18 protein-coding genes and 1 pseudogene are annotated in these 26,692 nt (G+C 71.6%); 4 read left to right on the top strand and 15 right to left on the bottom strand.

Annotation, left to right across the window (positions count from 1 at the left end):
* Positions 1–210: 210 nt before the first annotated feature.
* From AB0E67_RS13160 to AB0E67_RS13150, 3 genes are read right to left on the bottom strand one after another with little or no spacing between them, the layout of a single operon-like run.
* Positions 211–2,397: a bifunctional serine/threonine-protein kinase/ABC transporter substrate-binding protein gene (locus tag AB0E67_RS13160; RefSeq protein ID WP_362025027.1), complete on the bottom strand. Its 2,187-nt coding sequence runs from the start codon at positions 2,395–2,397 to the stop codon at positions 211–213.
* A gap of 6 nt (positions 2,398–2,403) precedes the next feature.
* Positions 2,404–4,584, bottom strand: a complete 2,181-nt coding sequence (locus AB0E67_RS13155) for a bifunctional serine/threonine-protein kinase/ABC transporter substrate-binding protein (protein WP_362025025.1) — start codon at positions 4,582–4,584, stop codon at positions 2,404–2,406.
* Between the two features lie 16 nt (positions 4,585–4,600).
* Positions 4,601–5,437: a hypothetical protein gene (locus AB0E67_RS13150; protein ID WP_362025023.1), complete on the bottom strand. Its 837-nt coding sequence runs from the start codon at positions 5,435–5,437 to the stop codon at positions 4,601–4,603.
* Positions 5,438–5,860: 423 nt separating this feature from the next.
* Here AB0E67_RS13150 and AB0E67_RS13145 point away from each other — a divergent pair, with 423 nt between their 5' ends.
* Positions 5,861–7,576 (top strand): cellulose synthase catalytic subunit, encoded by a 1,716-nt coding sequence (locus tag AB0E67_RS13145; protein ID WP_362025020.1) that lies wholly within the window; start codon positions 5,861–5,863, stop codon positions 7,574–7,576.
* 16 nt (positions 7,577–7,592) lie between these two features.
* Positions 7,593–10,679 (top strand): acyltransferase family protein, encoded by a 3,087-nt coding sequence (locus tag AB0E67_RS13140; RefSeq protein ID WP_362025017.1) that lies wholly within the window; start codon positions 7,593–7,595, stop codon positions 10,677–10,679.
* Between the two features lie 128 nt (positions 10,680–10,807).
* Here AB0E67_RS13140 and AB0E67_RS13135 read toward each other — a convergent pair whose 3' ends face one another.
* The 4 genes from AB0E67_RS13135 to AB0E67_RS13120 form a co-directional block, all read right to left on the bottom strand.
* Entirely contained in the window at positions 10,808–11,236 is a 429-nt protein-coding gene (locus AB0E67_RS13135) for a TIGR03668 family PPOX class F420-dependent oxidoreductase (RefSeq protein ID WP_362025014.1), read from the bottom strand.
* 223 nt (positions 11,237–11,459) lie between these two features.
* Positions 11,460–12,284: an LLM class F420-dependent oxidoreductase gene (locus AB0E67_RS13130; RefSeq protein ID WP_362025011.1), complete on the bottom strand. Its 825-nt coding sequence runs from the start codon at positions 12,282–12,284 to the stop codon at positions 11,460–11,462.
* Positions 12,285–12,400: 116 nt separating this feature from the next.
* Positions 12,401–13,087: a response regulator transcription factor gene (locus AB0E67_RS13125; RefSeq protein ID WP_362025008.1), complete on the bottom strand. Its 687-nt coding sequence runs from the start codon at positions 13,085–13,087 to the stop codon at positions 12,401–12,403.
* Positions 13,084–14,487, bottom strand: a complete 1,404-nt coding sequence (locus AB0E67_RS13120; RefSeq protein WP_362025005.1) for a histidine kinase — start codon at positions 14,485–14,487, stop codon at positions 13,084–13,086. Before AB0E67_RS13120 ends, AB0E67_RS13125 begins: the two co-directional genes overlap by 4 nt.
* Positions 14,488–14,780: 293 nt before the next feature.
* Between AB0E67_RS13120 and AB0E67_RS13115 the strand changes: the two genes are divergently transcribed.
* Positions 14,781–16,301 (top strand): serine hydrolase domain-containing protein, encoded by a 1,521-nt coding sequence (locus AB0E67_RS13115; protein WP_362025002.1) that lies wholly within the window; start codon positions 14,781–14,783, stop codon positions 16,299–16,301.
* A 141-nt stretch (positions 16,302–16,442) separates the two neighbouring features.
* Here the strand turns inward: AB0E67_RS13115 and AB0E67_RS13110 are convergent.
* Positions 16,443–16,547: pseudogene (locus AB0E67_RS13110) on the bottom strand (ATP-binding protein); the annotation flags it as partial.
* A 214-nt stretch (positions 16,548–16,761) separates the two neighbouring features.
* Complete coding sequence (locus AB0E67_RS13105) at positions 16,762–17,646, bottom strand: peptidase S1 (RefSeq protein ID WP_362025000.1); 885 nt, start codon at positions 17,644–17,646, stop codon at positions 16,762–16,764.
* Positions 17,647–18,047: 401 nt separating this feature from the next.
* Here AB0E67_RS13105 and AB0E67_RS13100 point away from each other — a divergent pair, with 401 nt between their 5' ends.
* On the top strand, positions 18,048–20,540 hold the full coding sequence (locus AB0E67_RS13100) for a GTPase-associated protein 1-related protein (protein WP_362025539.1): 2,493 nt from the start codon (positions 18,048–18,050) through the stop codon (positions 20,538–20,540).
* 71 nt (positions 20,541–20,611) lie between these two features.
* Here AB0E67_RS13100 and AB0E67_RS13095 read toward each other — a convergent pair whose 3' ends face one another.
* The 6 genes from AB0E67_RS13095 to AB0E67_RS13070 all read right to left on the bottom strand — a co-directional run bounded on the left by AB0E67_RS13095 (position 20,612) and on the right by AB0E67_RS13070 (position 26,604).
* Positions 20,612–21,202, bottom strand: a complete 591-nt coding sequence (locus tag AB0E67_RS13095) for a hypothetical protein (protein WP_362024997.1) — start codon at positions 21,200–21,202, stop codon at positions 20,612–20,614.
* Positions 21,202–23,445, bottom strand: a complete 2,244-nt coding sequence (locus AB0E67_RS13090) for a DUF6571 family protein (protein WP_362024994.1) — start codon at positions 23,443–23,445, stop codon at positions 21,202–21,204. Before AB0E67_RS13090 ends, AB0E67_RS13095 begins: the two co-directional genes overlap by 1 nt.
* Before the next feature lie 12 nt (positions 23,446–23,457).
* Positions 23,458–23,925, bottom strand: a complete 468-nt coding sequence (locus AB0E67_RS13085; RefSeq protein WP_362024992.1) for a hypothetical protein — start codon at positions 23,923–23,925, stop codon at positions 23,458–23,460.
* 347 nt (positions 23,926–24,272) lie between these two features.
* Positions 24,273–24,677: a peptide-methionine (R)-S-oxide reductase MsrB gene (gene msrB / locus AB0E67_RS13080; protein WP_360104846.1), complete on the bottom strand. Its 405-nt coding sequence runs from the start codon at positions 24,675–24,677 to the stop codon at positions 24,273–24,275.
* A gap of 9 nt (positions 24,678–24,686) precedes the next feature.
* The gene (gene murC, locus AB0E67_RS13075; RefSeq protein WP_362024988.1) at positions 24,687–26,081 is read right to left on the bottom strand and encodes a UDP-N-acetylmuramate--L-alanine ligase; all 1,395 of its coding nucleotides are present in this window, start codon (positions 26,079–26,081) and stop codon (positions 24,687–24,689) included.
* 70 nt (positions 26,082–26,151) lie between these two features.
* Positions 26,152–26,604: an indole-3-glycerol phosphate synthase gene (locus tag AB0E67_RS13070; protein ID WP_362025537.1), complete on the bottom strand. Its 453-nt coding sequence runs from the start codon at positions 26,602–26,604 to the stop codon at positions 26,152–26,154.
* Positions 26,605–26,692: the final 88 nt, after the last annotated feature.

The raw sequence follows: 26,692 nt of genomic DNA, 5'->3' as shown, positions 1-26,692 counted from the left end.
CACCATCCTGCGCCGTCCCGGGCAAAATCTGCCGCACCCCGCGCCCGGGGTCCATCGAGGATTTCTTAAGCGCGCCCGCAGCTCCGCTTCATGCCCCGCCGTACGGCCCGGGGACGAGCCCGCCGCACCCGGGGCCCGCGCCACACCGGTCCCGCCGGTCCCACCGCCCCCGCCGCACACGTTTCATGCGGTTCATACGTCTCACGCACTTCACACGTCTTCGTACGGCCCCAGAAAGCGCGCCCGTCCGCCGTCGATCCGGTAGAGGAACATCCCCGTCTCGTACGTCACCTGACGGGTGCGCTGGAAGGACAGTGTCCGGGTGATGCCCGGGTGACGGGTGAGGAACAGCCGCTGCGCGAGGCCGTCGCGCACGGCGTCGACGGCGCTCGTGGCCCGGGCCGCCCGGGCGATCAGCCCCACCGCGTCGTACGCCTCGGCGGCCCAGCGGGCCGGGGCGGTCCCGAACCGTCTCCGGTACGCGGCGGTGAACGCCTTCGCGGCGGGGAGCAGGGACGGGTTGGTGTACGCCTCCGCGAACACCCACCCCTCGGCCGCCTTCCCCGCGTCCCGGAGGAAGGCGGGTGCCAGGACCGGTCCGACGGACATGCCGGTCCCGGTGAATCCGGCGTCGGCCAGGGCGGTGGCGCAGCGGGCGCCCCGGGCGGGTGACGACCCGGCGTAGACGACGGCGTCCGCTCCCGCCGCGACCACCGCGCGGGCGGCCGGGGCGAAGGAGGCGGAGCCCGCCGCGACCGGGCGCACGGTCACCTCGGTCTTCCGGAACCGGGTGTCCCGGAAGGAGTTCGCGAGCGACCAGCCGGTCCGGGGGTCGGCGCGGTCCTCGACGACGACCAGCCGGTCCACCGCACGGACGGCCAGGTAGCGGACCAGGGCGATCGACAGCGCGTCGTCGAAGGGCCGTGTCACGCACAGGGACTTGGCGCTCGCCCATTGCGCTGTGGTGGACCCTGCCGCGACGACGACCTGGGCGAGGCGCGCCTTCTCGTAGCGGCTGACGACGGCGTTCTCGGCGATGTTCCCGGTGGGGCCGACGACCGCGAGCACCTCAGGATCGGCGGCCAGCCGGCCGGCGACGCGAAGGGCGCGGGCCGCGTCCCCACCGTCGTCCTCGGCGCGCAGGGAGAGCCGGAAACCGGCAGCTTCGGCGCGGGAGTTGTGGTCGGCGACGGCGATCCGGCCGCCGCGCTCGTGCGCCAGGCCGACCGCTCTGCCCGGGCCGGTCAGGTCCGCGTGCAGACCGACCGTGTACGTGGGCAGTGTGCGGGCGGCGGTTTCCTCGTCCCGTTGCCGGCCCATCACTCGGACCGCGGTTCCGCCACCCGCCAGGAGGACGGCAGCGGCGGCTGCGGCGGTGAGCACGCGTCGCCGCGCGGGGCGCGGCGCACCCGGATCGCGGTCCGGGCCGGGATCTGCCACGGCCGTGGGCGGTTCGGGGGCGGGAAGGGCGAGGGCGGCGCTCGCGCGTTCGGCGATCAGGGCGGACAGCCCGGACGGCGCCCAGGACCACTCGGCCGGGTGCGCGGCATCGGCGGCCCGGGTGGGAGCGGCGGCACCGGTGGGAACGGTGTCGTCCGTGGCGGCGGTGAGCCGCTGCTCCACCTGGCGTGCCGTCGGCCGGTCCGCCGGGTTCTTGGCCAGACAGCTCGCGACGAGTGACAGCAGTCCGGGCGGCAGGCCGTTCAGGTCCGGTTCCTCGTGCACCGTACGGAACAGCACGCTGGCGGCGTTGCCCTGTCCGAAGGGCCGCCGCCCGGTCGCCGCGTACATGAGGACGCAGCCCAGCGAGAAGATGTCGCAGGCCGGGCCGAGCGGACCCGCCGAGGCCTGTTCGGGGGCGAGGTAGCCGGGCGTGCCGATGACGACGTCGGTCGCGGTGAGAGCGGTGGCGCCCTCATGGCGTGCGATACCGAAGTCGATGAGCCGGGGGCCGTCGAGCGCGAGGAGCACATTGCCGGGCTTGACGTCGCGGTGGATGAGCCCGGCGTCGTGCACCGCGGCGAGTGCGCCGGCGAGCCGGGCGCCGAGCAGGCGGACGGTCGTGTCCGGCAGCGGACCTTCGGCAACGACGGCCTCGGCCAGCGAGGGGCCGGGCACGAACACGGTGGCCAGCCAGGGCTCACGGGCCTCGGGGTCCGCTCCCGTCACCGGCACCACCCACGGTCCGGCGACTCTCCGGGCGGCCTCGGTCTCGCGCCGGAACCTGGCGCGGAAGCCGGGGTCGTCGGCGTGTTCGGCCCGGATCACCTTCACGGCGGCGAGCGCTCCGCCGGGCGAACGGGCCAGATAGACCACCCCCATGCCACCCGTCCCGAGCCGCGCCAGGGTGCGGTGCTCGCCGATGGTGCGGGGGTCGTCCGGGGTGAGGGGCCGCATATCGGATCAGGCCCCGGTCCTCGGCGCCCGGCCGACATAGTGGTAGCCGCCGTTCCGCACCGTGTAGAGGAAGGCGTCCGAGCCCTTGAGGCGGTGGTCCTCGTCGAAGGCATAGGTCCGCGACACCCCTTCGTACGTGGACGCGGCGATCCTCGCCACGAGTGCGGCCCGCGTGGGGCGCCGGGCCTTCCCGGCCCGCCGGGTGGGACCGGCGGTGGCGGCAGGGGCGACGAGAGGGGCGAGGGCGGCGATCACGAGCCCGGCGGCGTCGTACGCCTCGGCGGCCCAGCGGGCCGGGGCGGACCCGAACCGTCTCCGGTGCATGGCGGCGAACTTCTTGGCCTCGGGTGCCGTCGCGGCGATGCAGGGGGCGGTGAATTCCCAGGATTCGGCGGCGTCCCCGCCGTCCTTCAGGAACGCGGCGTTCATGGCCGTGTGCATGGCCATCCGCGGACCCTTGAAGGACGTGGCGGCGAGGGCGCGCGCCATGCGGGCTGCTCCGGCCGCGCCACCCGCGTAGAAGAAGGCGTCAGTGGCGTGCGCGAGCATGTCCGCGACGACCGGCGCGAAGTCCCGTGTTCCGGTCGGCACCACTCTCGGATACGCCGTCCCGGTGGTGAGCACACCGGCGTTCATCTGGGTGGCGTAGCCCACCTGGTAGGCGGCCTGGCCGCCGGACCGGTCCAGCAGCACCCCGAGCCGTTCGACATCGGGCCGGAGCATCAGCCGCTTGATGATCGGCTCGGCCAGCGCGGCATCGAACGGGGCGGCCTGGAAGAAGGACTTCTTGGACCTGGCGGAGTAGGCGATCAGCAGCGCCGAAAGGGTGATGACCGGCAGCATCGCCTCGTCGTACACGCCGAGGACGGCCTCGGTGGCGGGATCGCCGGTCGGACCGATGACGGCGAGCACCTCGCGGTCACGGGCGAACCGCTCGGCGACCCGCGCGGCCCGGGTCGGCTCCCCGCGGTCGTCGAGCACCTTCACCCCAAGCGTGAACGGTTTGTTCCCAAGGGAGTTGAACCGCTCGACGGCAAGGCGCACGCCTCGCTCCTGCGCCCGCCCGTCGGCGCTCCTGGGGCCGGACAGATCTGCCTGTACGCCGAGGGTCCAGGCCGGTCCGCCCGGGCCGGCCGCACCGGAATCGTGCGAACCGCCGCCCAGCCACTCCCGGACGGCGTACGCGCCGCCGCCCGCCGCGACCACGGCTCCGGCGCCCGCCACCAGGAGAAGCCCCCTTCGCCCCGGTGCGGGTGCGGCCGTCGCGGGTTGCTCGGCGACCGTGGCGTCGATGTCGGGCTGTGCGAGCATCGCGGCGGACCGGACGGCGATCAGCCGTACGACGTCCTCGGGCAGCCAGTCGATGGAGCCGTCGGGCGCGTCCTCGACGATCAGCTCGTCGAGCCGGGCGGCATCGGGCCGCGCTGCGGGCTCCTTGGACAGCAACACGCCGAGAAGCGCACGCAGTTCCGGGTCGTCGAACCCGTCGAGGTCGGGTTCGTCGTGGACGGTGCGGTAGAGCAGGGACTCGACGGCGCCGCTGCCGAACGGGGGCCGCCCGGTCGCCGCGTACGCCAGGAGGCACCCCAGCGAGAACACGTCGCTCGCGGGTCCGGCGGCCGTGCCGCCCCCGGTGGCCTGCTCCGGGGAGAGGAACCCGGGGGTGCCCACCACCAGGTCCGTCGCGGTCAGCGCCGTGGCGTCGACGGCCCGCGCGATGCCGAAGTCGATCAGGCGCGGTCCGTCGGCCGACAGCAGGACGTTGCCCGGTTTGACGTCGCGGTGGACGAGCCCTGCCGCGTGCACGGAGGCCAGCGCGCGGGAGAGCAGCCGCCCGAGCACCCGGACACTCCGCGCGGGCAGCGGTCCGCACCGGGCCACCGCCTCCGACAGTGCGAGACCCGGCACGAACTCCGTGGCCAGCCAGGGACGTTCGCCCGCGGTGTCGGTATCGGTGACCGCCACCGCCCAGGGGCTGTCCACCCGGCGGGCAGCCTCCGCCTCGCGGCTGAAACGGGTCCGGAAGTCGTCGTCCTCGGCGTACTCGGGCAGGATCACCTTGATCGCGGCGAGCGCCCCGGAATCCGCGCGGCCGAGGTAGACCACCCCCATCCCGCCCGCACCGAGTCTCCCCAGCAGCCGGTGCCCGCCGATCCGTGACGGGTCCGAGGCCCTCAACGCGTCCATCAGCCGCCTGTCCTCCTCAACCTTGCTTCTCCACGGCGGATTCGAGCCGCACCTCCATGGCGGCCTGGGCCCGGCTCGTGAAGTCGCCGATGTCGTCCGCGGACCACCCCTTGGCCCCCTTGCCCGTCACGGACACGGTGAACTGCAGACTCTGCGTCTGGTGCCACAGATACGGATGAGGGCCACCGAGCGCGGTACTCCGGTACTCGCCGAACTCCGTCAGCGCGTCCTCGGCGTTGTTCTGGGTGGCCTCCCCCCGCATCAACGAGCCCGAGACCATGGAACCGACGAGTTCGCCCGGCCGCAGTTGCTGTGTCGGACAGCGCATCGTCTCCTCCATGGCCTCGGCCATCTCCCACCGCGCGTCCTCCCGTGTCCGGTGCACGGTCACGACCGCGGCGAGCCGCAGCGGCCCCTTCCCCCGGGCGGCGGGCACCTCGAAGGAGCGAGTGAGGCTGGCGAGGACGCTGGGCGCCGGCTTCTCCTGGCGCCAGACGCAGTCGGCCCCGAGTACGGGCCAGGTGTCGGGGCCGCTCTCGTACGGGCTGCGCGGCACGACTCCGGGCCCGAAGCTCTCGGGGTCCGCTATGACGCGCCGGACGAGGTCGAGCGCCGCCCCACGGGTGGCCGGCAGCCGGGCCGGGTCCGCGTCGATGGCCCGGGGGACTCCCGCGCCACCGGTCGTTCCCGCATCGCCGGCCGGGGACGTTGCGGCGCCATCGGCCGGGCGGGCGCTCCTCACTGCTCCGTCGGCCCCCTCCCCGCCACCGGAGCACGCCACCAGCAGCATCAGCAGCGGGGCCGCCACCAGGACTCCGTACCCGGGCTTCGCCCCGGACCCGGACCATGACACGACAGGACACCTCCGTCACCCCGGAATCGTCTCCCCCGGCACCGTCTCCCCGGCGCCGCGTCGATGCTACGGCCACGCGTCCGGCCCCGAGGACTCGGGCCGGGATTGTTTCCCCATCAAGACACTTGACTCACAAGCGAGTTGTGAGGACCTACCCGAAAAGAGGCACGCGACACCCGGCGCAGAAGGCACCGCGCACCGGCCCTCGCGCAGCAGGAGTTGGACGGCTGTTCACCGCGCCGCGACCTGCTGATTCCGCACGACGTGAGCACAGATGATCGAATAGGTCTGGACCACTTGAGGGACGCCCCGACCAGGCGGCTCAGTTAACACACCCTTGATGAATGGTCTACACCTTTGACGATAGGGTGAGCGCTCTCGACGGTCACCCGATGCCGCCACATGCACAGCCATGGGGGACTTATGACGACCCACCACTTACCTCAGCCTCCGTCCGACCACGAGCTCTACTGGTACTTCGGGCCACAACGCCGCTGGGTGCTCATCGCCAGCTCGCTCGCCTTCGTGCTCACCGCGGCGACCATGCTCACCTTCTCCCTGCGCGCCCCGGCCCTGTGGGCGTTCCTCGCGGTGCTCGCCCTCAACGTCGTCGCGCTCGTACTCTCCTCGGTCAACAGCCTGCGCCAGCGCAGACTGAGCAGGCGTTCGCACGAGGTGCTCGTCCACGCCTGGACCCCCGACGAACTCCCCACGGTGGACCTCTACTTACCGACCTGCGGGGAATCGCTCGCCGTGCTGGACAACGCCTACCGGGCCGTCGCCTCGGTCGACTGGCCCGGGGCGCTGACCGTCTGGGTGCTGGACGACGCCGACCGGGCCGAGGTCGGCGAACTGGCCGCCGCGTACGGCTACCGCTACGTCGTGCGCCCCGACCGGGGGCACCTCAAGAAGGCCGGCAATCTCAACCACGCGCTCACCCTGAGCAACGCGGAACACATCGCCATCCTGGACGCCGACTTCGCGCCGCGCCCCGACTTCCTGCGCCATCTGGTGCCGTACCTCGCCGACCCCGGCGTGGGCATCGTGCAGAGTCCGCAGTGCTTCGACACCGACGAGTCGATGGGCTGGATCCAACGCGCGGCGGGTTCGGCCCAGGAGTGGTTCTTCCGCTGGATCCAGCCCTCCCGGGACGCCAGCGACGCCGCCATCTGCTGCGGCAGCAACGCGGTCTACCGGCGCAGCGCCATCGATCTGGCCGGTGGTTTCGCGCGACTCGACCACAGCGAGGACCTGTACACCGGGCTCGCGCTCCACGAGCACGGGTTCCGCACCCTGTACGTACCGGTGTTGGTGGCGAAGGGCACCTCGCCGGACAACCTGGCCTCGTTCGTCAACCAGCAGTACCGCTGGGCGATGGGGAATCTGCACCTGCTGGGCACCCCCGTCCTCAAACGCATGGGAGCGCCCTGGCGGATGCGACTGTGCTTCTACGAAGGCATCGTCGGCTACCTGACCACCGCGGTGAACACCTTCGCCGCTCCCCTTCCGCCGCTGGTGATGCTGTTCGGGTACCCGGACGACATTCGGCCCTGGCACGTGCTGCCCCTGCTGGCCCCGCTCTGGCTCTGGCACGTGCTGCTGCCGCGCATCAGCCGGACCCGCTGGCGGGTGGAGGTGATCCGCGCCAACGTCCTCACGAGCGTCGCCGCCGGGGCCGCGTTCCTGCACACCCTGCGCGGACGCAGCGCCGCCTGGGTACCCACCGGGGTCTCGGGCGGGGCGAAGGGCGCGATGGCTCGCCGGGTCGTGTTCGTCTCGCTGGCCTGGCTCGGCTGCTCGACCGGAGCGGCCGCCGCCGGACTCGTCCTCGCCGTGGCGCGCAACGGCTGGGCGCCCAACTGGGGGCTCCTGCTCTACCTGTTGGTGCAGTGCCAGATCAATCTCCCCCTGATCAGGGACCTGTTGGCCGAGCTGCGCCGTCCGGCCCGAGAGACATCCCGGCCCCTGCCGGACCTGCGGGAGACCGTAGGACCTACGGATTGCGCACCCCGCGTACGCCGCGCGCGCCCCGTACTGCCCCGGCGTTGGCCGGAAGCCCTGGCCGCGACCTCGACCCTCCTGCTCGTCGCTCTGCTCGCGTCCGGCTGGGTCGACCCGATGCTCCCCTGGCTGAGTTGAAAGGCCCGTCACACCGATGTCCACCCTCGTGACTCCCACCGACGTCCGCAGTGGGAGCACCGCACCTCCCGGACCTCCCTCGGACGGCTCCGGTCCCCGGGGCCCGCACGTTCCCCACCACGACGCCTCCCGGCCCGACGCGCACCCGGCCGGCTTCCGCCCCGACATCGAGGGCCTGCGCGCGGTCGCGCTGCTCGGTGTCCTGCTCTTCCACGCCGCCGTGCCAGGGATGGCCGGTGGATTCGTCGGCGTCGACGTCTTCTTCGTCATCTCCGGATACCTGATCACCGGGCTGCTGGTGCGGGAGGCCGTCACGACCGGGCGCGTCCGGCTGGGCGAGTTCTTCTCCCGTCGGGCCCGCCGGCTGCTCCCGTCCGCCGCCGTCGTCCTCGCCGCGGTCGCGCTCGCCGGTGCCTGGCTCACCGTCCCGCTGCGCCGCACCGACCTGGAGCACGATGTCGTGGCGGCGGCGCTGTCCCTCGCCAACTGGCGTTTCGTGCAACAGAAGACCGACTATCTCGCCGCCGGTCAGGACCAGAGCCCGCTGTTGCATTTCTGGTCGCTGGCGGTGGAGGAACAGTTCTATCTCGTCTGGGCGCCCCTGTTCGCCGGGTGCGTGTACGCCGCCACGAGGGCGGTGCGCAGGGGCCGGGCCGTACGGTCCCTGGTGACGGCCGTGACCGTACTGCTCACGCTCGCCTCGTTCGCTCTCGCGCAGCACTGGACGGGCGACTCCGCGCCGATGGCCTACCTCGGGACCCCTTCGCGCGTCTGGCAGTTCGGGGTCGGCGCGCTGCTGGCGCTGCTTCCGTGGCATCTGTTGCGCGGCCCGCGCCCGCTGCGCCTGCTGAGCGGCTGGGGCGGGGCGGCGGCCCTGGTGTGGTGCATGACGGCTTACGACGCATCGACGCCGTACCCCGGATACGCGGCCCTCGTCCCGACGCTCGCGACGGCGGCGATCATCCTGGCCGGCACACCCGGACGTCGTCCCGGGAAGTCCGCCCCCGATGCCCAAATCGCCTACGGCATCGGCCGATTGCTGGCGGCCCGGGGGCCCCGGGCGCTCGGGCGGCTCTCGTACACCCTCTACCTGTGGCACTGGCCCGTGCTCGTGCTCGCCGAGGCGCACCTGGGGACACTGGGCCGGCCGGCCAAGGTCGCACTGACCCTGGCGTCCGTACTGCCCGCGCTGGCCACCATGCGCTGGGTCGAACGTCCGTTGCGCCGCAACAGGACGGTGACCGAACTCCCCCGGCGCGGACTGTCGGTGGGTGTCGCTGCGGTCGTCCTCCCGGTCGCCCTGGCCCTGGTGACGGGGACGACGGCACTGCGCCTGCTCGGCCCGGCCGCCCCGGTGGACGTGAAGGGCCTGCCGCCGGGTGCGGCCGAGGGACCGCACCTGCTGGCGCGGAACGGTACGCCGTTCCGGGACGGGCCCGTGGTGCCCAGCCCCCTCCAGGCGCGCAAGGACTTTCCGCCGGACGGGGCGTGCGAGGTGGCCCCCGCGGTGACGAGCAGCCCTCCGTGCCTGTTCGGCGCCGCGGACAGCGAGGACCGGATCGTACTGCTCGGCGATTCGCATGCCGGGCAGTGGTTCTCCCCGATGCTCGCCCTGGCGGCCGAACGCGGCTGGGCCCTCCAGGAGTTGGTTAAGCAGGGCTGCCCTCTTCCCGAACTGAACGTGGTCAACCCACAGTTGGGGCGCACCTATCACGAGTGCGACACCTGGCGGGCGGATTCCCTGGACCGGCTACGGCGGGGCCCGAAGCCCCGCCTCGTCGTGATCTCCTCCCTCAACCGCTACACCGACGACCGAAATCTCCTCGCCCGGGGCTGGGAGAAGACGTTGAAGAAGCTGCGCGCGCTCGGTGCCCCGATCGTGTACCTGGAGGACACCCCGATTCCCGGCACGGACATCCCCGCGTGTGTGTCCGGCCACCCCACGGATCCCGCGGCCTGTGCGTTCGACCGCGACACCGCCCGGTGGCCCGACCCACTGGCGCGGAGCATCGCCGACGGGCGGACGCCGGGGGTGCGGGGCGTCTCGGTGAATCCGGTCCTGTGCCCGGAGAAGGGGGCGACCTGCCCCGCCGTACGGGACCGGATCCTGCTGTACCGGGACGACGCCCATCTGACGAACGTCGCCGCGGTGGTCCTGGCGCCCCGGCTCGAACGGCTCCTCACGGACATCGGCGCCCTGCCCGCCGCCTCGCCCGCCACGGGGCCCGACGGAGGTGACGGGGGCACCGGAGGTACGGGAGGCGCCGGCGGCACCGGCTGGCGGCGGGTCATGCACGACGACTTCGACGGGCCTGCGGGCAGTCGGCCGTCCGCCGAGAACTGGACGTACGACCTCGGCACCTGCTACCCCGGCTGCCCCGCCCCGCAGTGGGGCACCGGCGAGGTCGAGACCATGACCGACTCGACGGACAACGTCCGCCTGGACGGGAAGGGTTCGCTGGAGATCGTCCCGACGCTCAGGAACGGCAGGTGGTATTCGGGCCGGATCGAGTCCAGGCGGGCGGACTTCGCCGCGCCGCCCGGCGGTGCGCTGCGGATCGAGGCGTCGATCGCGCTGCCGGACGTCACGGGCCGCGCGGCGGCCGGGTACTGGCCCGCCTTCTGGACCCTGGGCGCGAAGCTGCGCGACGGCTACACCGGATGGCCGGGCGTCGGGGAACTCGACATCATGGAGTCCGTCAACGGCCGCGACACCGTGTTCGGCACCATGCACTGCGGCGTCCTGGAGGGCGGTCCTTGTGAGGAGCCCGTGGGCCTCACCTCGCGGCCGCAGCCGTGCCCCGGCTGCCGTAGCGCCTTTCACACGTACGCGGTCGAGGTCGACCGGACGGCGCCCGGCGCCGAGGAGGTGCGCTGGTACGTGGACGGGCGTGCGTACCACCATGTCGCAAAGTCCCGTATGGACACGCGCACTTGGGACAGGGCCGTACAGCAGGGCATGTTCCTGGTCCTGAACGTCGCCATGGGCGGGATGCTCCCGTCCACCGACGGCGCCACGGTGGGCCCGCGCACCGAACCGGGCCACCCGATGCGCGTCCAGCACGTGACGGTGTCGGTACGGGAGGGCGCGACCCGTTCCTGACGGCCTCGCCCGCACACCCCCGGCCGCATGCCCCCGGTCGGGGGTGTGCGGGCGAGGGTGCGCGCCCCCGACGCGCAGGGGGCGATAGGCGGGTGCGGTGAGGGGGGCGGCTGTCGGGTGCTGTCCTGTCACGCCGCGCGCCAACCGCTCCAGCGCATGACCGCGACCTCGATGACGGGCCCCTCCGGTGACCGGCCCGCGTATTGGGAGTACTTCGCCACGAGCGCTCCGACGCGCCGGGCCGCCTCGCCGGACCGGTCCGGCGGCGGGAGCACACGGGCTTCCCCGTCGGCCCGGACCCACCACAGGCGTTCCCAGTCGTCCTCGTAGTGGTCGACGAGAAGACAGACCGGCGGATTGGCCGTGATGTTCGCCAGGCGTTTCAACCGCGTCGTCCGCTTCGGCTTGTGGTCCACGGCCAGCACCAGCACATCGCCGTCCAGGGCGAACACCACCGGCACCACATGTGGGCGGGCCGACGCGTCGGCCGTCGCCAGGCGGGCGACACGCGCCGCGGCGAACAGCTCCCGCGCCTCGACGCTCGTCAGAGCGGGCATCGCACCCCTTCCAGCACTCACAGCACACACGCCCAGCAGCCAGGGCATCAGGGCGAACGCGGCGCCTGGGCACAGCACGGACGACACGCGGGCCCGGCCCGCACGGCACCCGAGCACAGCACGCACAGCACGCACTGCACGTGCGGACAGGACGCACCGCACGTGCGGACAGCACGCGCAACGCGGGACGGCGCACACGCCGCGCGGGCGCAGCCCCCGTGCCTCAGCTGTACCGCGCGACGAGCCCGGCCAGCCGGTCCAGGTGTTCCAGAGTCTCCCGTTCGGGCATCGTCGGCACGTAGAACAACAGCCGCTCGACCCCCAGACGGCCGTATCCCTCGACCTGCTCGGGGTCGTCGGGCACGCCGTAGACCGCCACCGGCACCTCCCGGTCGGCGAGGTCCCGCAGCCGCTCGATCTGCGGACCGAGCTTCTCGGGCGACTCGCCGAGGGCCAGCCAGGCGTCTCCGAACCGCGCCACCCGACGGAACGCACCCTCGCCGCCACCGACGTAGATCGGCGGATGAGGGCGCTGTACGGGCTTGGGCCAACAGAAGACCGGGGCGAAGTTCACGAACTCACCGTGGAATTCAGCCTGTTCCTCGGTCCACAGGTCCCGCATGGCATGCAGCCGCTCGTCGGTGAGTCGACCGCGGGTGGTGGGATCGGTGCCGTGGTTCCTCATCTCCTCGCGGTTCCAGCCGATGCCGACGCCGAGAATCACCCGGCCGCCGGAGACCAGGTCGAGCGAGGCCACTTCCTTGGCCGTGATGATCGGATCGCGCTGCGGGATCAGTGCGATGCCGGTACCCAGCAGCAGGCGTTCGGTCACCACCCCGGCGGCGGTGAGGGCGACGAAGGGGTCGAGGGTCCGGTAGTAGATCTCCGGCAGCTCTCCCCCGCCGGGATAGGGCGTCTCGCGTTTCACCGGGATGTGGCTGTGTTCGGCGATGAACAACGAATCGAACGAGCGCTCCTCAAGGGCGGTCCCGAGCGAGGTGGGGCTGATGCCCTGGTCGGTGATGAAGGTCGATACCCCGAATTTCACGGCGGCTCCTCGAAGGGGTCGGGTACGGGACGGGCGCGGGAAGCGACGGACGGTCCACCGCTCTCCTGCCTACCCACCCCGGCCCGTCCCGCCCCCACGACCACCCGGGAGAACCATCACCGGGCGAAGGGTGAGGGGTCGTCCGTGTCACGGACGAGTCCATGGCGGTGGGCCCAGGCAGCGAGTTCGACGCGATTGCGGACGTCGAGCTTGAGCTGGGCGGCGGCCAGGTGCTTCTTCACCGTGCCGAGCGACACGTACAGGGTCTGGGCGATCTCGGCGTTGGTGAGGCCGCGCGCGGCGGCCCGGACGGTCTCCAGTTCACGGCTGGTGAGCGGATGGCCCGGCTCGCCCGACTGCCGGGTCGGGCGAGCGGCCGCGGTGAAGTGCTTCAGGAGGCGGACCGTGATCTGCGGGGAGATCATCGCGTCGCCGCGTGCGGCGGCGCGTACGGCTTCGATGAGCGTCGTCGGACCGGCGTCCTTCAGGAGGAAGCCGACGGCACCTCCGTACAGCGCCTCGTAGACGTACTCGTCGAGGTCGAAGGTGGTCACCACGACGACCCGGAGCGGATCGGCCACGTCCGGTGCGGCCAGGCGGCGAGTGACCTCCAGACCGGTGATGCCGGGCATCTGGATGTCCAGCAGGCACACGTCCGGCCGGTGCCGCTCGGCGAGGCGGAGTGCTTCGTGACCGTCCCCCGCCTCGGCCACGACCTCGATGTCGGGCTCGGCGTCCAGGATGTAGCGGAAGCCCGAACGGACCATGCGCTGGTCGTCGGCGACGAGTACACGAATGGTCACCTCTTCCTCCGCGCGTCGGCGTTGATTGGAAGGGCTGCGCTGACCTGCCAGCCGGAACCGTCCGGTGCGGGTCCCGCGTGGAAGGTCCCGGCGAGGAGCTTGGCCCGCTCGGCCATACCGATCAGACCGTACCCACCCCCGCCGCTACCCATCAGCCCGTACCCACCGCCGCGGGTGCCGATCGATCCGTACCCGCCGCCGGTGCCGGCCCTGGTGCCGACCGGACCGTGCCCACTGCCGGTGCCAGTGCTGGTGCTGGTGCTGGTTCTCGTTCTGGTGCCGGTGCCGGTGCCGGTGCTACCGATCAGGCCGTAGTCCTCACCGGCGTGGGCCCGGTGGACCACGTGGCCGTCGTCGCGGACGTCGAGCCGGATGCTTCCCTCGCCGACACTCACTCGTACCGTGATGCGGCCGACTCCGCAGGCGTGACGCTCCGCGTTGGTGACCGATTCCTGGGCCATGCGCACCACGGCGGCGGCGATCTCGCCGGGCACCCGGTCGAGGTCCACCCCGTCGTCGAGGACCACGGAGACGGCGGGCCGGTCCCCGACGGCAGGGCGATGCAGGGCGCGCAGGACCGCGGTGGGCGGGTCCGTCCCGGCGCTCGGGTGCTCTCCGTCGCGCAGGGCGGAGACCAGGCGGCGCATGGCGGTGAGCGCGTTCACTCCGGCGTCCTCGATGTCGGCGAGAGCGGTGGAGAGAGTGTCGGGGTCGCGGGCGGCGAGGTGCTGGAGCGCCTGTGCCTGGACCACGATGCCGGTGACCTGGTGGGCGACGACGTCGTGCAGATCACGGGCGAGGGCGTTTCGTTCCTGCCGGAGCGCGCGCTCGATGTGCCAGGCACGCCGCTCGTCGCGCCAGCGCAGGGCGAAACCCGGGCTGAGGAGGGCGAGGACGAGGAGCGCGTTGTCCGGGTCCAGTGGGTGTCCCGCGCGTTGCGAAGAGGCGAGCATCGCGACGAATGTGAGGACCGAGACGCCCGCGACGAGCCATGAGCGGCAGCGGTACGCGACAACCGGGACGATCAGGGCGGTGGCCGCCGCTTCCGTGAAACCGATCGGCTGGTGTCCCGTCGACAGCAGCCGACAACCGGCCGAGGCGGCGAGGGAGGCGACGAGCGCCCCGGTCGCCGCGGCGGCGGTCGCCCCGGGCGAGGTCCCCGGGCGCAGCGCCCACACCACCAGCGCGGCGGCGATCGCGCCCGACCCCAGGAACAGCGCGCCGTCGATGCCCCCGGGGCCCAGACCGGCGCCCCCGGGGCTCAGGCCGCGCAGCCTGTCGACATCGACGAGGAGGGCGAACAGGAGCAGGACCGCCGCCGAGCCGAACAGCAGGACCCGAGGGGTGGGCAGTTTGATCGTGCCGCCCGGCCGGAACCGGGCAGCTGACTGGTTGTGCATGTTCCGCACTGTACGTCGGGAAGTGGGCCCGGCACGGTGGCCGAATGGCTATTTCCAGGGTGCCGATTACGGGCCGGACGGCCGACGCGGCGCCGCTGTGACCTGGGCGAACGTGGAATTCACCGGCCGGGGCCGTCCGATGCGGCCCGAGAGGAAGTCCCATGCCCGCGTTCCGCAACGGCCACGACGGCCGTCCGACAAGCACGCGAAATCCGAGCAGCACACGAACCACGAGAAGCAGGAGAAACACGAGGAGCCCAGGACGCCCAGGACGCCCAGGACGCCCAAGAAGTATGTGGTGGGCGTTCGCCGCCGCGTCGCTCGCCCTGGTCGTCGCGTTCCTGGCCTCGCCCGGCAGCGCCGGGGTCACGTCCCGCACCACCGGTGACGCCGCTCTCGCCGGCCGTGTCGCCGAGCTGCTCCCGGACGGTCGGAGCGCGGGCGGTTCGGTGGGCCTGTCCGTCGCCCTCGTCAATAGAGGAAGGACGACCCGGGCAGCCCTGGGCACCACCGACGGCTCCACACCCGTCACGCCCGACACCGCCTTCGAGACGGGATCGGTGCAGAAGGTGCTGACCGCCACGCTGCTCGCCGAACTGCTGGAGGCGAAGAAGATCACACTCACGGACACGCTCGCCGAGCTGTGGCCCGATGTCCGTTTCGCGGACCCCGCCGTCGGTGCGATCACCATCCGGCAGCTGGCCACGCACACGGCCGGACTGCCGTCCATACCCCCTCAGGACCCGGCCTTCGTCCGCGCCATGGCCATCCATCTCCTCGGGGGCAACGGCTACGCGGCGCTCAGCGACCCCATGCGCACCCTCGCCACGCTGACAGGCGTCGGTCCCGGTGCGCGTCCCTCCTTCGCGTATTCCAACCTCGGGTACGCCGTCCTCGCCGAAACCCTGGCCGAGGTCGACGGACGCGACTACGGCACCGCGTTGCGCGCTCGCGTCCTGGACCCGCTCGGCATGCACGACACCACCATCCGCGACACCGCCGGCACCCCGCGCGGCGCGGCGCTGCCGCACAGCACCGCGGGCGTTCCCACCGTCCCCTTCACCAACCTCCCCTGGGCAGCGGTCGGTACGGGCACCTGGACCACCAGCGCCGACCTCGTCAAGTTCCTCACCGCCGGCCGGAGCCCGTCCGCACCCAAGGCTCTGGCCCGTACCCACATGCCCCTGGCGGACGTCCCTGACTACGCGAAGCACGACGGCCGGATAGGTCTGGGCTGGCAGATCTGGAAAGCTGCGGGCACCTCCGTCAGCTGGCACAACGGCCTGACCAACGGCTCCCGCACTTTTGTCGCCAAGACCGACGACGGGCGCGCCGTCGTCGTTCTCGCGAACTCCACCCGCACACCGGTCGAGAAGATCGGATTCTCGCTGCTGGGCATAGCCGCACCGGAGTTCGACGAACCGCAGTCGCCGCATCCGGCGTTCATCGCGCTGACGCTCCTGCTCGCTGCGGGCGCCCCCGCACTGGTCCTCGTGGGTGTCGTCCGGCCGCGCCGCAGCCGCCTCTCCCGGCCCCTGGACCGGCTCAAGGTGATCTCGCTGCTGGTCACCGGAGCCGCCCTGTCCCTGCTCTCCCTGCGCATCGGCGAATGGGGTCATGTCCCCACCGTCGTCTGGCCGATCGGCATCGGACTGCTGGCGCTCGCGGCAGCAGCCTCCGTCCGCGTATGGCATCGGCTCCCCGTGGCCCGCGGCTCGCACACCTGGTTGCGCGTGCTCACGTTCGCCGTTCCCACGCTCGTCTCCGGTGCGCTGGTCTGCACGGTGACCGTGATCACTGCTCAACTTCCCTGAGGCCACCACCGGCGCATCCCGGGGCCACCGACACGTCCCGGTGCCGCCCCGTGCTCCGGGGTGGCGCGGCACCGGGGCGCTCCGGGACGCGCAGGGGCATGCCGGGACGCGCCGGAGCCGGAGCGTCTGCCACGGCGTGCGCTATGGCACATCCAGTTCGGCGCGGATGGTCTTCCCCGGTGACGGTACGCGCTCCAGCACCGTCCAACGGTCGGCCAACGCCTCGACCAGGACCCGCCCTCGCCCCCACCACATGGACCGATTTCATCGTGTACGCCGTGAGCGTCCGAACCGACAGCGCGGGGCCCGAACGGCACCGTGCCGCGCACCGGATCGACTCCGGTACGCGGCACGGTGGTTATCGGAACAACGGTCAGGACTCAGAGGTCCGGAGTCAGGGGGTCACGAGGTCGGAGGTCCCGAGGTCGGAGGTCCCGAGGTCAATCGTCGGACCCGCACGTCACGACAGGGCGAGTTCGGTGACGTTGTCCGCCTCCAGGACCCACGACGCACTGAGGCCGCCTTCCTTGACCCGGGCCGCGCCGTCACCCTTGAGGACGCCGATGCGCTTGCCGGACAGGGCGATCTGGATGGCGTGGGTGTACTCGTGAACCCAGTTGGCGCTCAGTCCGCCCTCCTTCACGTACGCGTCGCCTGTGTCCTTCAGGATGCCGATGCGGTTGCCGGACAGTTCGAGCTGGATGACGTCGTCGGCCTCCCGCACCCAGTTGGCACTGAGGCCGCCCTCCTTCACCCAGGCGGCTCCGTTGGCGGTGAGGACACCGATGCGGTTGCCCGCCAGGTCGATGCCGATGACGTCGTCGGCCTCCTTGACCCAGTTCGCGCTGAGGCCGCCCTCCTTCACATGCGCCTGGCCGTTGCCCTTGACGATGCCGATGCGGTTGCCGGACAGCTCCAGCTCCTTGACCTTGTCGGCCTCCTTGACCCAACTCGCGCTGAGGCCACCCTCCTTCACGTATGCCTCGCCGTTGTCCTTCAGGACACCGATGCGGTTGCCCGCCAGGGCGATCTGCTTGACGTCGCCGGCCTCCCGCACCCAGTTGGCGCTCAGACCGCCCTCCTTCACCCAGGCGGTACCGGCGCCCGTGAGCACACCGATGCGGTTTCCGGACAGCGTGATCTGCTTGACGTCGTCGCGCTCCAGGACCCATGGCGCGCTGAGGCCGCCCTCCTTCACATAGGCGTCGCCGTTGGCCCGCAGGGTGCCGATGCGGTTGCCGCCGTCGCCGGAGACGGTGCCGGGCACCGCGCTCGCCGTCGCGGCACCGGCCGGACCGGACAGGGCGAGAACGGCGGCCACCACGGAGAGAGACTTGAGGTTCATTCGAGTAACTCCTATACGGAGGGCGACCCTCGGGCCCGGATCGCGGTGCCCCAGGGGGATCGTTCAATCCGATGACGCTCAACGACCGGAGACGCCCCGGGTGCGTAGGCCATTCGAGTGATGAAGGAGCACTGAACGCGCCTTTGCCTCGCGCCCGGCTCCGGATGACCCGGGCATGAACGCCGGGACTCGTGGCGGTGTCCGCCTCCGGTCGCGAGTGCGTCCATCCAGCGGGGTACGTAAGGGAGTTGCGTCCTTGATAGCGTCGCTCCCGCGATCGCGGACCCGCTCCCCGCCGGGGTCGTCCCCGCGACCCGTACGGCCCGCCCTCGGCAGCGCCGACGGAGCGGGGGTGCTGTCCGGCACGGGGAGGCCGTGGCATGGACGAAGAGGGCCGACGCATGAGCCTCGCGCAGTTGCACTACACCTCTGCCCCTGCCTGCGCGGGTGGCGCCGGGGGCGGCGCACGGTTCACGGCGGTCAGCGCCGGACTGCCCACGCAGGTGCTGGCCGACGCCGAGCAGCTCCTCGGCTACGAACCTCCGGCAGGGGCTTCGCACCACCCGACGACCGAAGAAATCCGATCGTTTCCCGAGGCGTTCGGCTTCAGCGCGCTGTCCGACGGCGGTCATCTGCTGAGCCGCACGGTCGCCGTCGCCGGGCAGGAGACCGTCGGCTTCCACACGCACGCGGTGCATCTCCCAGCCGGTACGCGGCTACCGGGCGACGCCTTGCCGATCACCGCATGGCGGTCGCCGAACTGGGCCGCCACCCCGCCGGACGGCGGAGCGCTCGGCCGGATATCCGCCCTTCCGGCCTCCTCGCTCTTCGGAGCGGAGGCGCTGAACGACTTCGCGGTCTCCCGAAGCCCCTGGCTGGCGGCGGTCTTCGCCGATCTGCGCCGGGTGTGCGAGGAGCCGTCGTCGGCACGGGTGGTCCTGGTGGAACGGCAGAGCGCCGACGTCGCGCGGTGGCTCGCCCTCGCCGGGGCCGTACTCCCCTCGGAACATGCGCACCGTCTCACGTTCACGACCTATACGCGCCGCCCCGCCGACTCCCCGCACCAGGTCGTCGGCGTGCTGCCCCAGGACGCACCGGGTCAGAACGCGCCGAGCCCGGACGCGCCTTCGGACGCATCCGGCCAGGATGCAGCCGTCGACCCCGCGCTACGGGTGCACATCTGCGCCGGGGCGCGCCCGGAGGAGGCCGTGGACGACGTCTGGGCCGAGACCTGTGCTCGCATCTGGCGGAACCGGTCCCCCGAACTGTTCCGGGATGCGGCCGAGTTGCCGGGCGCACCGTTCTCCGCCGGACCGCTCGCCGTGACGGCGCTCTGCGCGGGCATCCCTCTCGGGGCCGATGGCCGTGCGGCGGCGGCCGACTGGGCCGCCGACCGGCCGTACGCGCTCGACGAGAACCGCACCCGTCTGCTGACCGAGACGCTGACCGCTCCCGGCATCGACCATACGACTCACGAACTCTCGTGCGTCTCACGGCTGTTGACGGCACTGGACGGCCGTTCCCCGTCGGCCGTCACGGCGTCCCTCGGCGCCCTGCTGGTGACCGAGGCGGTACGTGGCGGCGACGCCACCTCGGAACCACCCGCGCGGACCGCCTTCACCGGACCGGACGGTGAACGCGTCGCCGCCTCGCTCGTCACGGCCCTGGGTGGCGATCTGCGTACGGAACTGGCCGACGGCACGCCGTACATGGACGGCGCACCCGGCCGAGGTGTCGGCCGCACGGTGCAGTTGCTGCGGATCGTACGGCTGCTGGAGGTGGACTGCGCGGATCTGCTCCCCGATGTCGTGCACCGCATGGCACGCTCGCTGCTGGACGAGGGGGCGGGCGACTGCGCACGGGCGCTGCTGGGCCTCCTGGACGAGCAGTTCGACGTCCGCACCGCGCTGCTGGGCGCATTGGACGGGCTCGCACCGCACGCACCTGCGGCGGCGGAACGGCTGCTGGCCTGTGTCGCCCTGCCGTTCACCGGGGCACAGGCGCTGCCGCATCTGCGGATGTGCGCCGCCGCGCCGGACGCCAGGGCGGGCGCCGGTGACGACCGGATGCGGGCACTGCACGCGGTGCTCCGCGCCGGGGGCCTGTCGCCGTTCACCGAACCGCTGGTGCTGCGGACCGGGGTGGGGCTGGTGTGGGGCGTCGGCACGCCCACCGCGTCCGAGGCACGGCAGTTGCTGGCCGCGACCACCTCCGACGCGCACCGCACGGCCGGCACCTGGCCTGTCCTCGTCGCCGCCGCGCTCGGCGCATGTGCCGATGACGAGGAGGCCCCCGAACTCGCCCATGACCTGCTGCGCGGCTTCCCGCAGGACATCGACGCGCGGGCACGCGGATCCCTGCTGCTCCTGGAGTTCGCACGGGACCTGCGGTCGGGTGCGGCGGAGCCCGGCTGGGCCGAACGGGCCCGCGAGCTGCGCGCCGGGGCCGAACCGGTCGAACCCGGCGTCCTCGACCAGGCGTCGAACGCCCTGGCCGAACGGCTGCTCGCCCCGGACCGGCCCGAGACCGAGCTCTACGCGTTCGTCCACAGCGGCGACGCCGACCTCATCACCTCCTACGGCCGAGCCGCCCGCGGGGCGCCGATCCTCGCCCGCCTCCGCGCCGACCCGGCGTATGCGGCGGACTGCTTCACCGTATGGAACTCCCACCCGCACGCGGGCACCGCCTGGACCGAGACCCGGACGGCGCTGCTGGAGGAGGTGCTGAGGCCGGCGGTGCGGTCCCTGCCGACCGCCGGCCTGACGGCGGTCGAGGAGGCCGCGGAACGCCTCGGCAGCAGCCGCACCGCCGAGGCGTTCCGCGCCTGGAACCGCCGGAGCGGCTTCGGGCGACGCCTCGGCAGCAGACTGGCTGCGCGGGTGCGCCGCTCGTAACAGCGGTCGCGGCGGCGCCCCGGCCGCGACCGGACCGCAGCCGTGACCGATCGGTCACGGCTGCGGTCCGGTCAGCCGCACTCGTACTGCTTGGTGAGGTTGGCGACAGCCTCCTGGACGATCGGGCGGGAGGCTTCGATCAGGGCGGCGTCGTCCCAGTCCTCCGCCACGACGACGCCGGGCGCGACCTTCAGGACGATGGTGACGTACTCATCGGTCGTCCTCATCTTCTTCGGGCAGGAGGCGGGAAGCTGGACCTCGCTCTGCCGGGGGCTCACCCACCCGGACCCGCCGTCGGTGAACGGGCTGGCGCCCTTCAAGGCTTCGTTCAGGGTGTTGGTGGACCGGACGTCGAGGGAGTACTGGCCGCGAAAATTGTTGCCCTTGTCCGTCTCGCGTCCGACGAAGCAGGTGGTCGAGAACACCGGGTCCGTCCGTTTGTCCTTGGATTCCTTGTCGTCCTTGCCGGGCTGGAACTCGTCCACGACCAGCTTGCCGCCCTTGCGGTCGTAGAGCAGGCCCGCCGTCTCCTCCGTGAGCATCCCCAGGCACAGGTTCTTCGCGCGGAGGTCCTTCAGCGGACTGGGCCAGAGCTGGATCGCGGCGACGACGGCCGCTGCGACCAGGAGCACGGCCGGAAGCACCAGGTACTTTCTGTTCACTACCGCTCGCCCATCTTCATGTCGGCGTCCTTGATGCCGCTCTGGTACCACTGCTGGGCCGTCGGCTGGATGCCGTCCTCGTACTCGCCGGGGCTTGCGTCCAGTTCGCCCTCCGTGAGCCCCCTCTTCATCGCCGTCTTCCGCAGCATGGCGTACATTTGCCGCTCGCCGTTGTCATAGTGGTTGATCATGTTGTTGCGGGTATCGGCATCGATCTTGGTGTTCAGATCGTTCATGTACGCGGCCGTGCCGACGTCGACCGCACGCTGGGCCACGTCACCGATGACCGGGATGGGGGTCAGCGGCGCTCCGTAGACGTGGTAGTTCATCATCTTGTTCCAGGCGGCCGCGTCCTTCTTCTCCTGGCCGAGGTCGTAGATGACGTCGCCGCGCACGCCGTCGAGATGGCCGAGCACCGCCGAGGACTGCTTGACCCAGGCGCGCAGCTCGGGGTCCTCCTTGCGGAACGACTCCTCCGGGAAGCGCTGCAGCCCCTCCGCGACGACCGCCGTCTGCGAGGCGTGGATGACGCCGAAGGCGTTGGGGTCCTCGGCGGTGGACCGGATGATCCGGGTCAGGTCTCCCCGGTCGATGGTGAGGTTGTTGAAGTCGGTGCTTCCGTCCATATTCTTGCCGAGGACCTGATGCACGTCGGAGGCGTAGTCGCCGATCATGTCGGCCATCGGCACGCGCAGGGAGACGGGGACGGCGCTCTGGTCCTTCTTCGTCGCCTCGGCGTATTCGTCCATCACCCGCTCGAAGATCGCGGCCTGTGCGCCGTCGTGGTGGGTGCCGACAGGATTCAGGGGAGTGCCCGGCGCCCGGCCGGTCGCCGCCGCTTCCAGGGCCCCGCCCAGCTCGGCGCGGGCCGAAGTGTACTGGGTCTCGTCCGGCATCTTGTCCTGGACGTCGGCACCGGGCCAGTCCCGGTCCTCCATGAAGTACTGCAGGTTGTCCGTGGTGTTCGGGTCGAAGTAGTGGGTGGCGGCGGACGGGTTGCGGCTCATCGCGTTCAGCAGCCCCTTCATCGGGTCGGCCTGGGTGCCCTGCCACGCCTTCATGTAGTCCTCGCGGTAGGCGCCCTTGTTGTTGGTCTCCCACTCACGGATGGAGTCCCCGACCTCGGTCAGGAAGGCATCGCTGTAGACCGGGTCGCCCTTGTCCTTGTTCCAGGGCGAGGACCCCTTGGTCTCCGGGTCGTACTTCACGTCGTCCCCGGCGTCGGCGGCCATCAGATGAGTGAGGGCGTTCCAGCCGTCGGAGCCACCCTTGAGCGCCCCGGGGTGCCGTGCGGGCAGGCCGTTGCCGTCGCGGGCCGTGGCGATGAGCCGGTCGGTCCAGGCGGAGGCGACCCCGCCGGGCGAGCCGATCGGGGAGTCCGGGCCGGTGGCGGTGGCGAGGCTGCCGGACAGGGCCTTGTAGAGGCGGGCGTCGGTCGCGGAGACGTGGCCGTCGCGGCCACCGCCCTCCAGGCTGCCGGCCAGCAGCAGCACCGCCTCCTGCTGGTCCCGGCCGTTGTAGCTGAGGTTCTGCATGAGGGCGGCGGAGAACGCCGGTGAGTCCTTGCCACCCTCGGCAAGTGTGAGCAGCCGCTCGCGCTCCTTGTCGTCGAGATGTTCCCAGCGGGCGTAGAGCTTGGCGGCCTCGCGGCCGTTCTCCGTCTGCTGCTTCTCCTCGGCGCGCATCTTCTTCGCGTCCGCGACACCACTGAGGCTGGCGCTGCCGAAGTCGTTGGGGTGGTTCTGGATCAGCGCGCGCAGGCCCCAGGCGCAGAGCTCGTCGGCCTCGTTGGCGCGCTTCAGGATGCCTTCGAGCTTGCCGCGCAGCGCGTCGAACTGCGCCTCGGTGGCGATGGGATCGGTGTTGTCGGCGGACCGGCGGTCGGGGTGGACGCGGTGACTGAGGACGCCGTCGGGGTAGATGGTGATGCCCGGCGGCGGGTTCTCGTACGCGTCCTTGAGGTCGCTCTGCGCGGTCTTGAGGAGGGCGTGGGCGTCCTTGAGGAGGTCGCGCACGGACGTGGCCTCGATGACTGCGTCGCTGAACTCCTTGGCCGACTTGGTGACGAACTCCTTGGTGACGGTGGCGTTCTCGCCCCTCCAAGTGGCCTTGTCGGCCTTGGACTTCATGGCTTTCGCATCGGTCTGAAGCTCCGTCAGCTTCGTGATCATCTCGGTCCACTGGGTGACCGCGGTGTCGAGCGGGCCGAGCCGGGCGTTGAGGAGCTGCTCGAAGGTGGGCATGACGGCGGCTCCTTACCGGAAGTACTTGTCGATCTGGGAGGCGGGCACGGGGGCGACGGGGCCGATGAAGCCGGCGGGGCGCAACTGGTCCCCGATCCACTCGTCCTGGGCCTTGTTCGAGGACTTCGTGTAGTCGAGGTGGTTGGAGATGTGCGCGCACGCCTGGAGCAGGGTCCTCACCTGCGTCTCCCAGGTCTTGTTCACCTCGGAGAGCGCCGCACCGCTGTCGAAACCGTCGCTCTTCAGTCCCGAACCGGCCGCCGCACTCGCCGCGTTGGCGTGCTTGCCGCCCGATTCGAGGCCGTTGAAGAGCCCGAAGGCGGCGTGACCGATGTCCCCCAACTCGTCGTCCACGACGACGTAGTCCGCCGAGCCCTTCCCCGATGTCGACCCACCGCCGCCACCGCCGCCGCTGCCCGCCTGGTTCAGCCGCATGGCGACAGCGGTCTTCTCCGCCCGCCACTCGTCCTCGAACGACATGGTGTGAAACCCCCGTGGTGCATGATCAAAAGACTGCTTCACGCCACGCTATCGAACGAACGAGCCACGCACCATTGACGCCCTGCCATGGGTGCGAACCCTGCAATTGCTCGGAATGTCCGGCATGCCGGACGCGACTTTCGGGAACGGTGGGACTTCGCGGGCCGGTGCCGAACATTCCTGACGGGCCGTCATCACGACAGCGGCCTGCACGCCCGCGCCGGGCGTGCAGGCCGCTGTCCGGGGCCCGCAACGGGGCTCCGGACGTCATGTCCCAGGCTTCGCGCGTCCACACACGCCACGCACCGCACGCCACGCACCGCACGCCACGCCTCCGACATGGCGCGTCAGGCGTCAGGCGTCAGGCGCAGCGAGATCGAGTTGATGCAGTAGCGCTGGTCCGTCGGGGTCGGGTAGCCCTCGCCCTCGAAGACATGGCCGAGGTGCGATCCGCAGCGGGCGCAGCGGACCTCGGTGCGGACCATGCCGTGGCTGCGGTCCTCGACCAGTTCGACCGCTTCCGTGTCCTTGGGGTCGTAGAACGACGGCCAGCCGCAGTGCGACTCGAACTTGGTGTCGGAACGGAACAGCTCCGCGCCGCAGGCGCGGCAGGAGTAGACGCCCGTGGTCTTGGTGTCGGTGTATTCACCGACGAAGGCGGGTTCGGTGCCGGCCTGGCGCAGGACCGCGTACTCGGCGGGGGTCAGTTCCGCCCGCCACTGCTCGTCCGGCTTCTCGATGTCGTACGACACGTCGCTCCCTCAGCTCGACAGGTGGTCCAGGATCCGCGGGCCGAGGTCCGTGACGTCGCCCGCTCCCATGGTGAGAACGAGGTCGCCGGGCTTCGCCATTCCCGCGACGGCGCCCGGGACCGCGGCCTTGTCGTGGACGGCGGTGACGTCGGCGCCCGCCTCCCGGGCCGCGTCGATGATCAGGTCGCTGGTGATGCCGGGAATCGGGTCCTCGCGGGCCGGGTAGATGTCCAGGACCACGGAGGCGTCGGCCAGGGCGAGGGCCCGGCCCATCTCGGTGCCCAGCTCCTGGGTGCGGGAGAACAGGTGGGGCTGGAAGACGACCAGCAGGCGGGCGTCGGACACGGCGCCGCGCATCGCTTCGAGGTCCGCGGTCATCTCGGTGGGGTGGTGCGCGTACGAGTCGATCACCTGCACACCCGCGGCCTCGCCCTTGAGCTGGAGGCGACGCTTGACCCCGGTGTACTTGCCGAGCGCGGAGGCCAGGTTGTGGGCCGGGATGCCGAGGGCGACACCGGCGGCGAGGGCCGCGACCGCGTTGAGCGCGTAGTGGCGGCCGGGCACGGAGACGGTGAAGGTGAGGTACTTCCCGTTCAGGAGGACCGTGACCTCGCTGGTCAGCCCGCGCGGGGTGATCCTGTGGACGCGTACGTCGGCGGACTCGGCCTCGCCGTAGGTGACGACGTTCGGTCCGGAGCGGTCGCGTACGCGTCCGGTCAGCTCGACGGCGCCGGGCTGGTCGGCGGAGATCACCAGCGTGCCGCCGGGGACGATCTTGCCGGTGAACGCCTCGAAGGACTCGTAGATCTCGTCCATCGAGGCATAGTTCGCGTGGTGGTCCAGTTCGACGTTGAGGACGATCGCGACCTCGGGGTCGTACTTCTGGAAGCTGCGGTCGCTCTCGTCCGCCTCGGCGACGAAGATCTCGCCCTCGCCGTGCGCGGCGTTGGTGCCGGGGCCGGCGAGGTCGCCGCCGATGGCGTACGAGGGGGCGAGGTTCAGCTCGGACAGGGCGACGGCCAGCATGGACGTGGTGGTCGTCTTGCCGTGCGTGCCGGCCACCGCGATGGCGCGCAGGCCGCCCATGAGGGAGGCCAGCGCGTCGGAGCGGTGCACGACCGGGACGGACAGTTCGGCGGCGCGCACCAGCTCCGGGTTGTCGGGGCGGATGGCGCTGGAGACGACCACGCACGAGGCGTCGTCCGCCAGGTTCCCGGCGGCGTGCCCGATGTGGACGGTCGCCCCCAGCGCCCGGAGCGCCTCGGCCGTGCCGGACTCCTTTGCGTCACTGCCCGCGACCTTCGCGCCGCGCTGGGTGAGGATCTTCGCGATGCCCGACATCCCGGCGCCGCCGATGCCGATGAAGTGCGGCCGTTCCATGGCGGCGGGGATACCGGGTGTCATGTGCGAGTCCTCCGGGTACTGGGTGCGTTCTCGGTCGCGGACCGGTGCCACTCCGGACCGCGGGCCAAGCCTATTCGCTGTGCGCGAAGAGCTTGAGCACCGGTACGCCGACCTTGTGACGGGCGCGCGAGGCCCAGTCCCGGTGGAAGAACTCCTCCACGTAGTGCGGCGCGGTCAGCACGATGACCTCGTCCGCCTCCGCCTCCTCCACCACGGACTTCAGCTTGTCCAGCGGGTGGTCCTCGACCACCTGCCCGACCGCCTCGGATCCCGCCTGCCGCAGGGCTTCCAGCGACACTTCGAGTGCCAGTTCGGCGGACTGCCAGGCGTCCTTGCCCTCCGGCTCCTCGATCTCCCGGGCGGCTTCCTTCAGCTCGCCCATCGCCAGGTCGTCGATGGCCCGCAACAGGACATCGGCCTGGTCACCGCGCGGCTGTATGAGCACGACGAAGGAGGTCGACTCGTCGCCGTGCAAGGTGGTGACGAAATCGACGTCCTCGGAAGTGAGGGCCTTCTCGATCATCAAAACGCTGGTGAACACCACGGGTGCCCTTCTGCTTCAGTGACCGTCGCCGGTCTCTGCTGAAACCATCCTTCCCCGTGCTCACACG

Origin of the sequence: Streptomyces sp. NPDC032161 (assembly GCF_040636995.1) — a bacterium.
Lineage (GTDB): Bacteria > Actinomycetota > Actinomycetes > Streptomycetales > Streptomycetaceae > Streptomyces.
The sequence above is the reverse complement of the archived record's forward strand: the minus strand, read 5'-3'. Positions and strand labels throughout refer to the sequence as shown.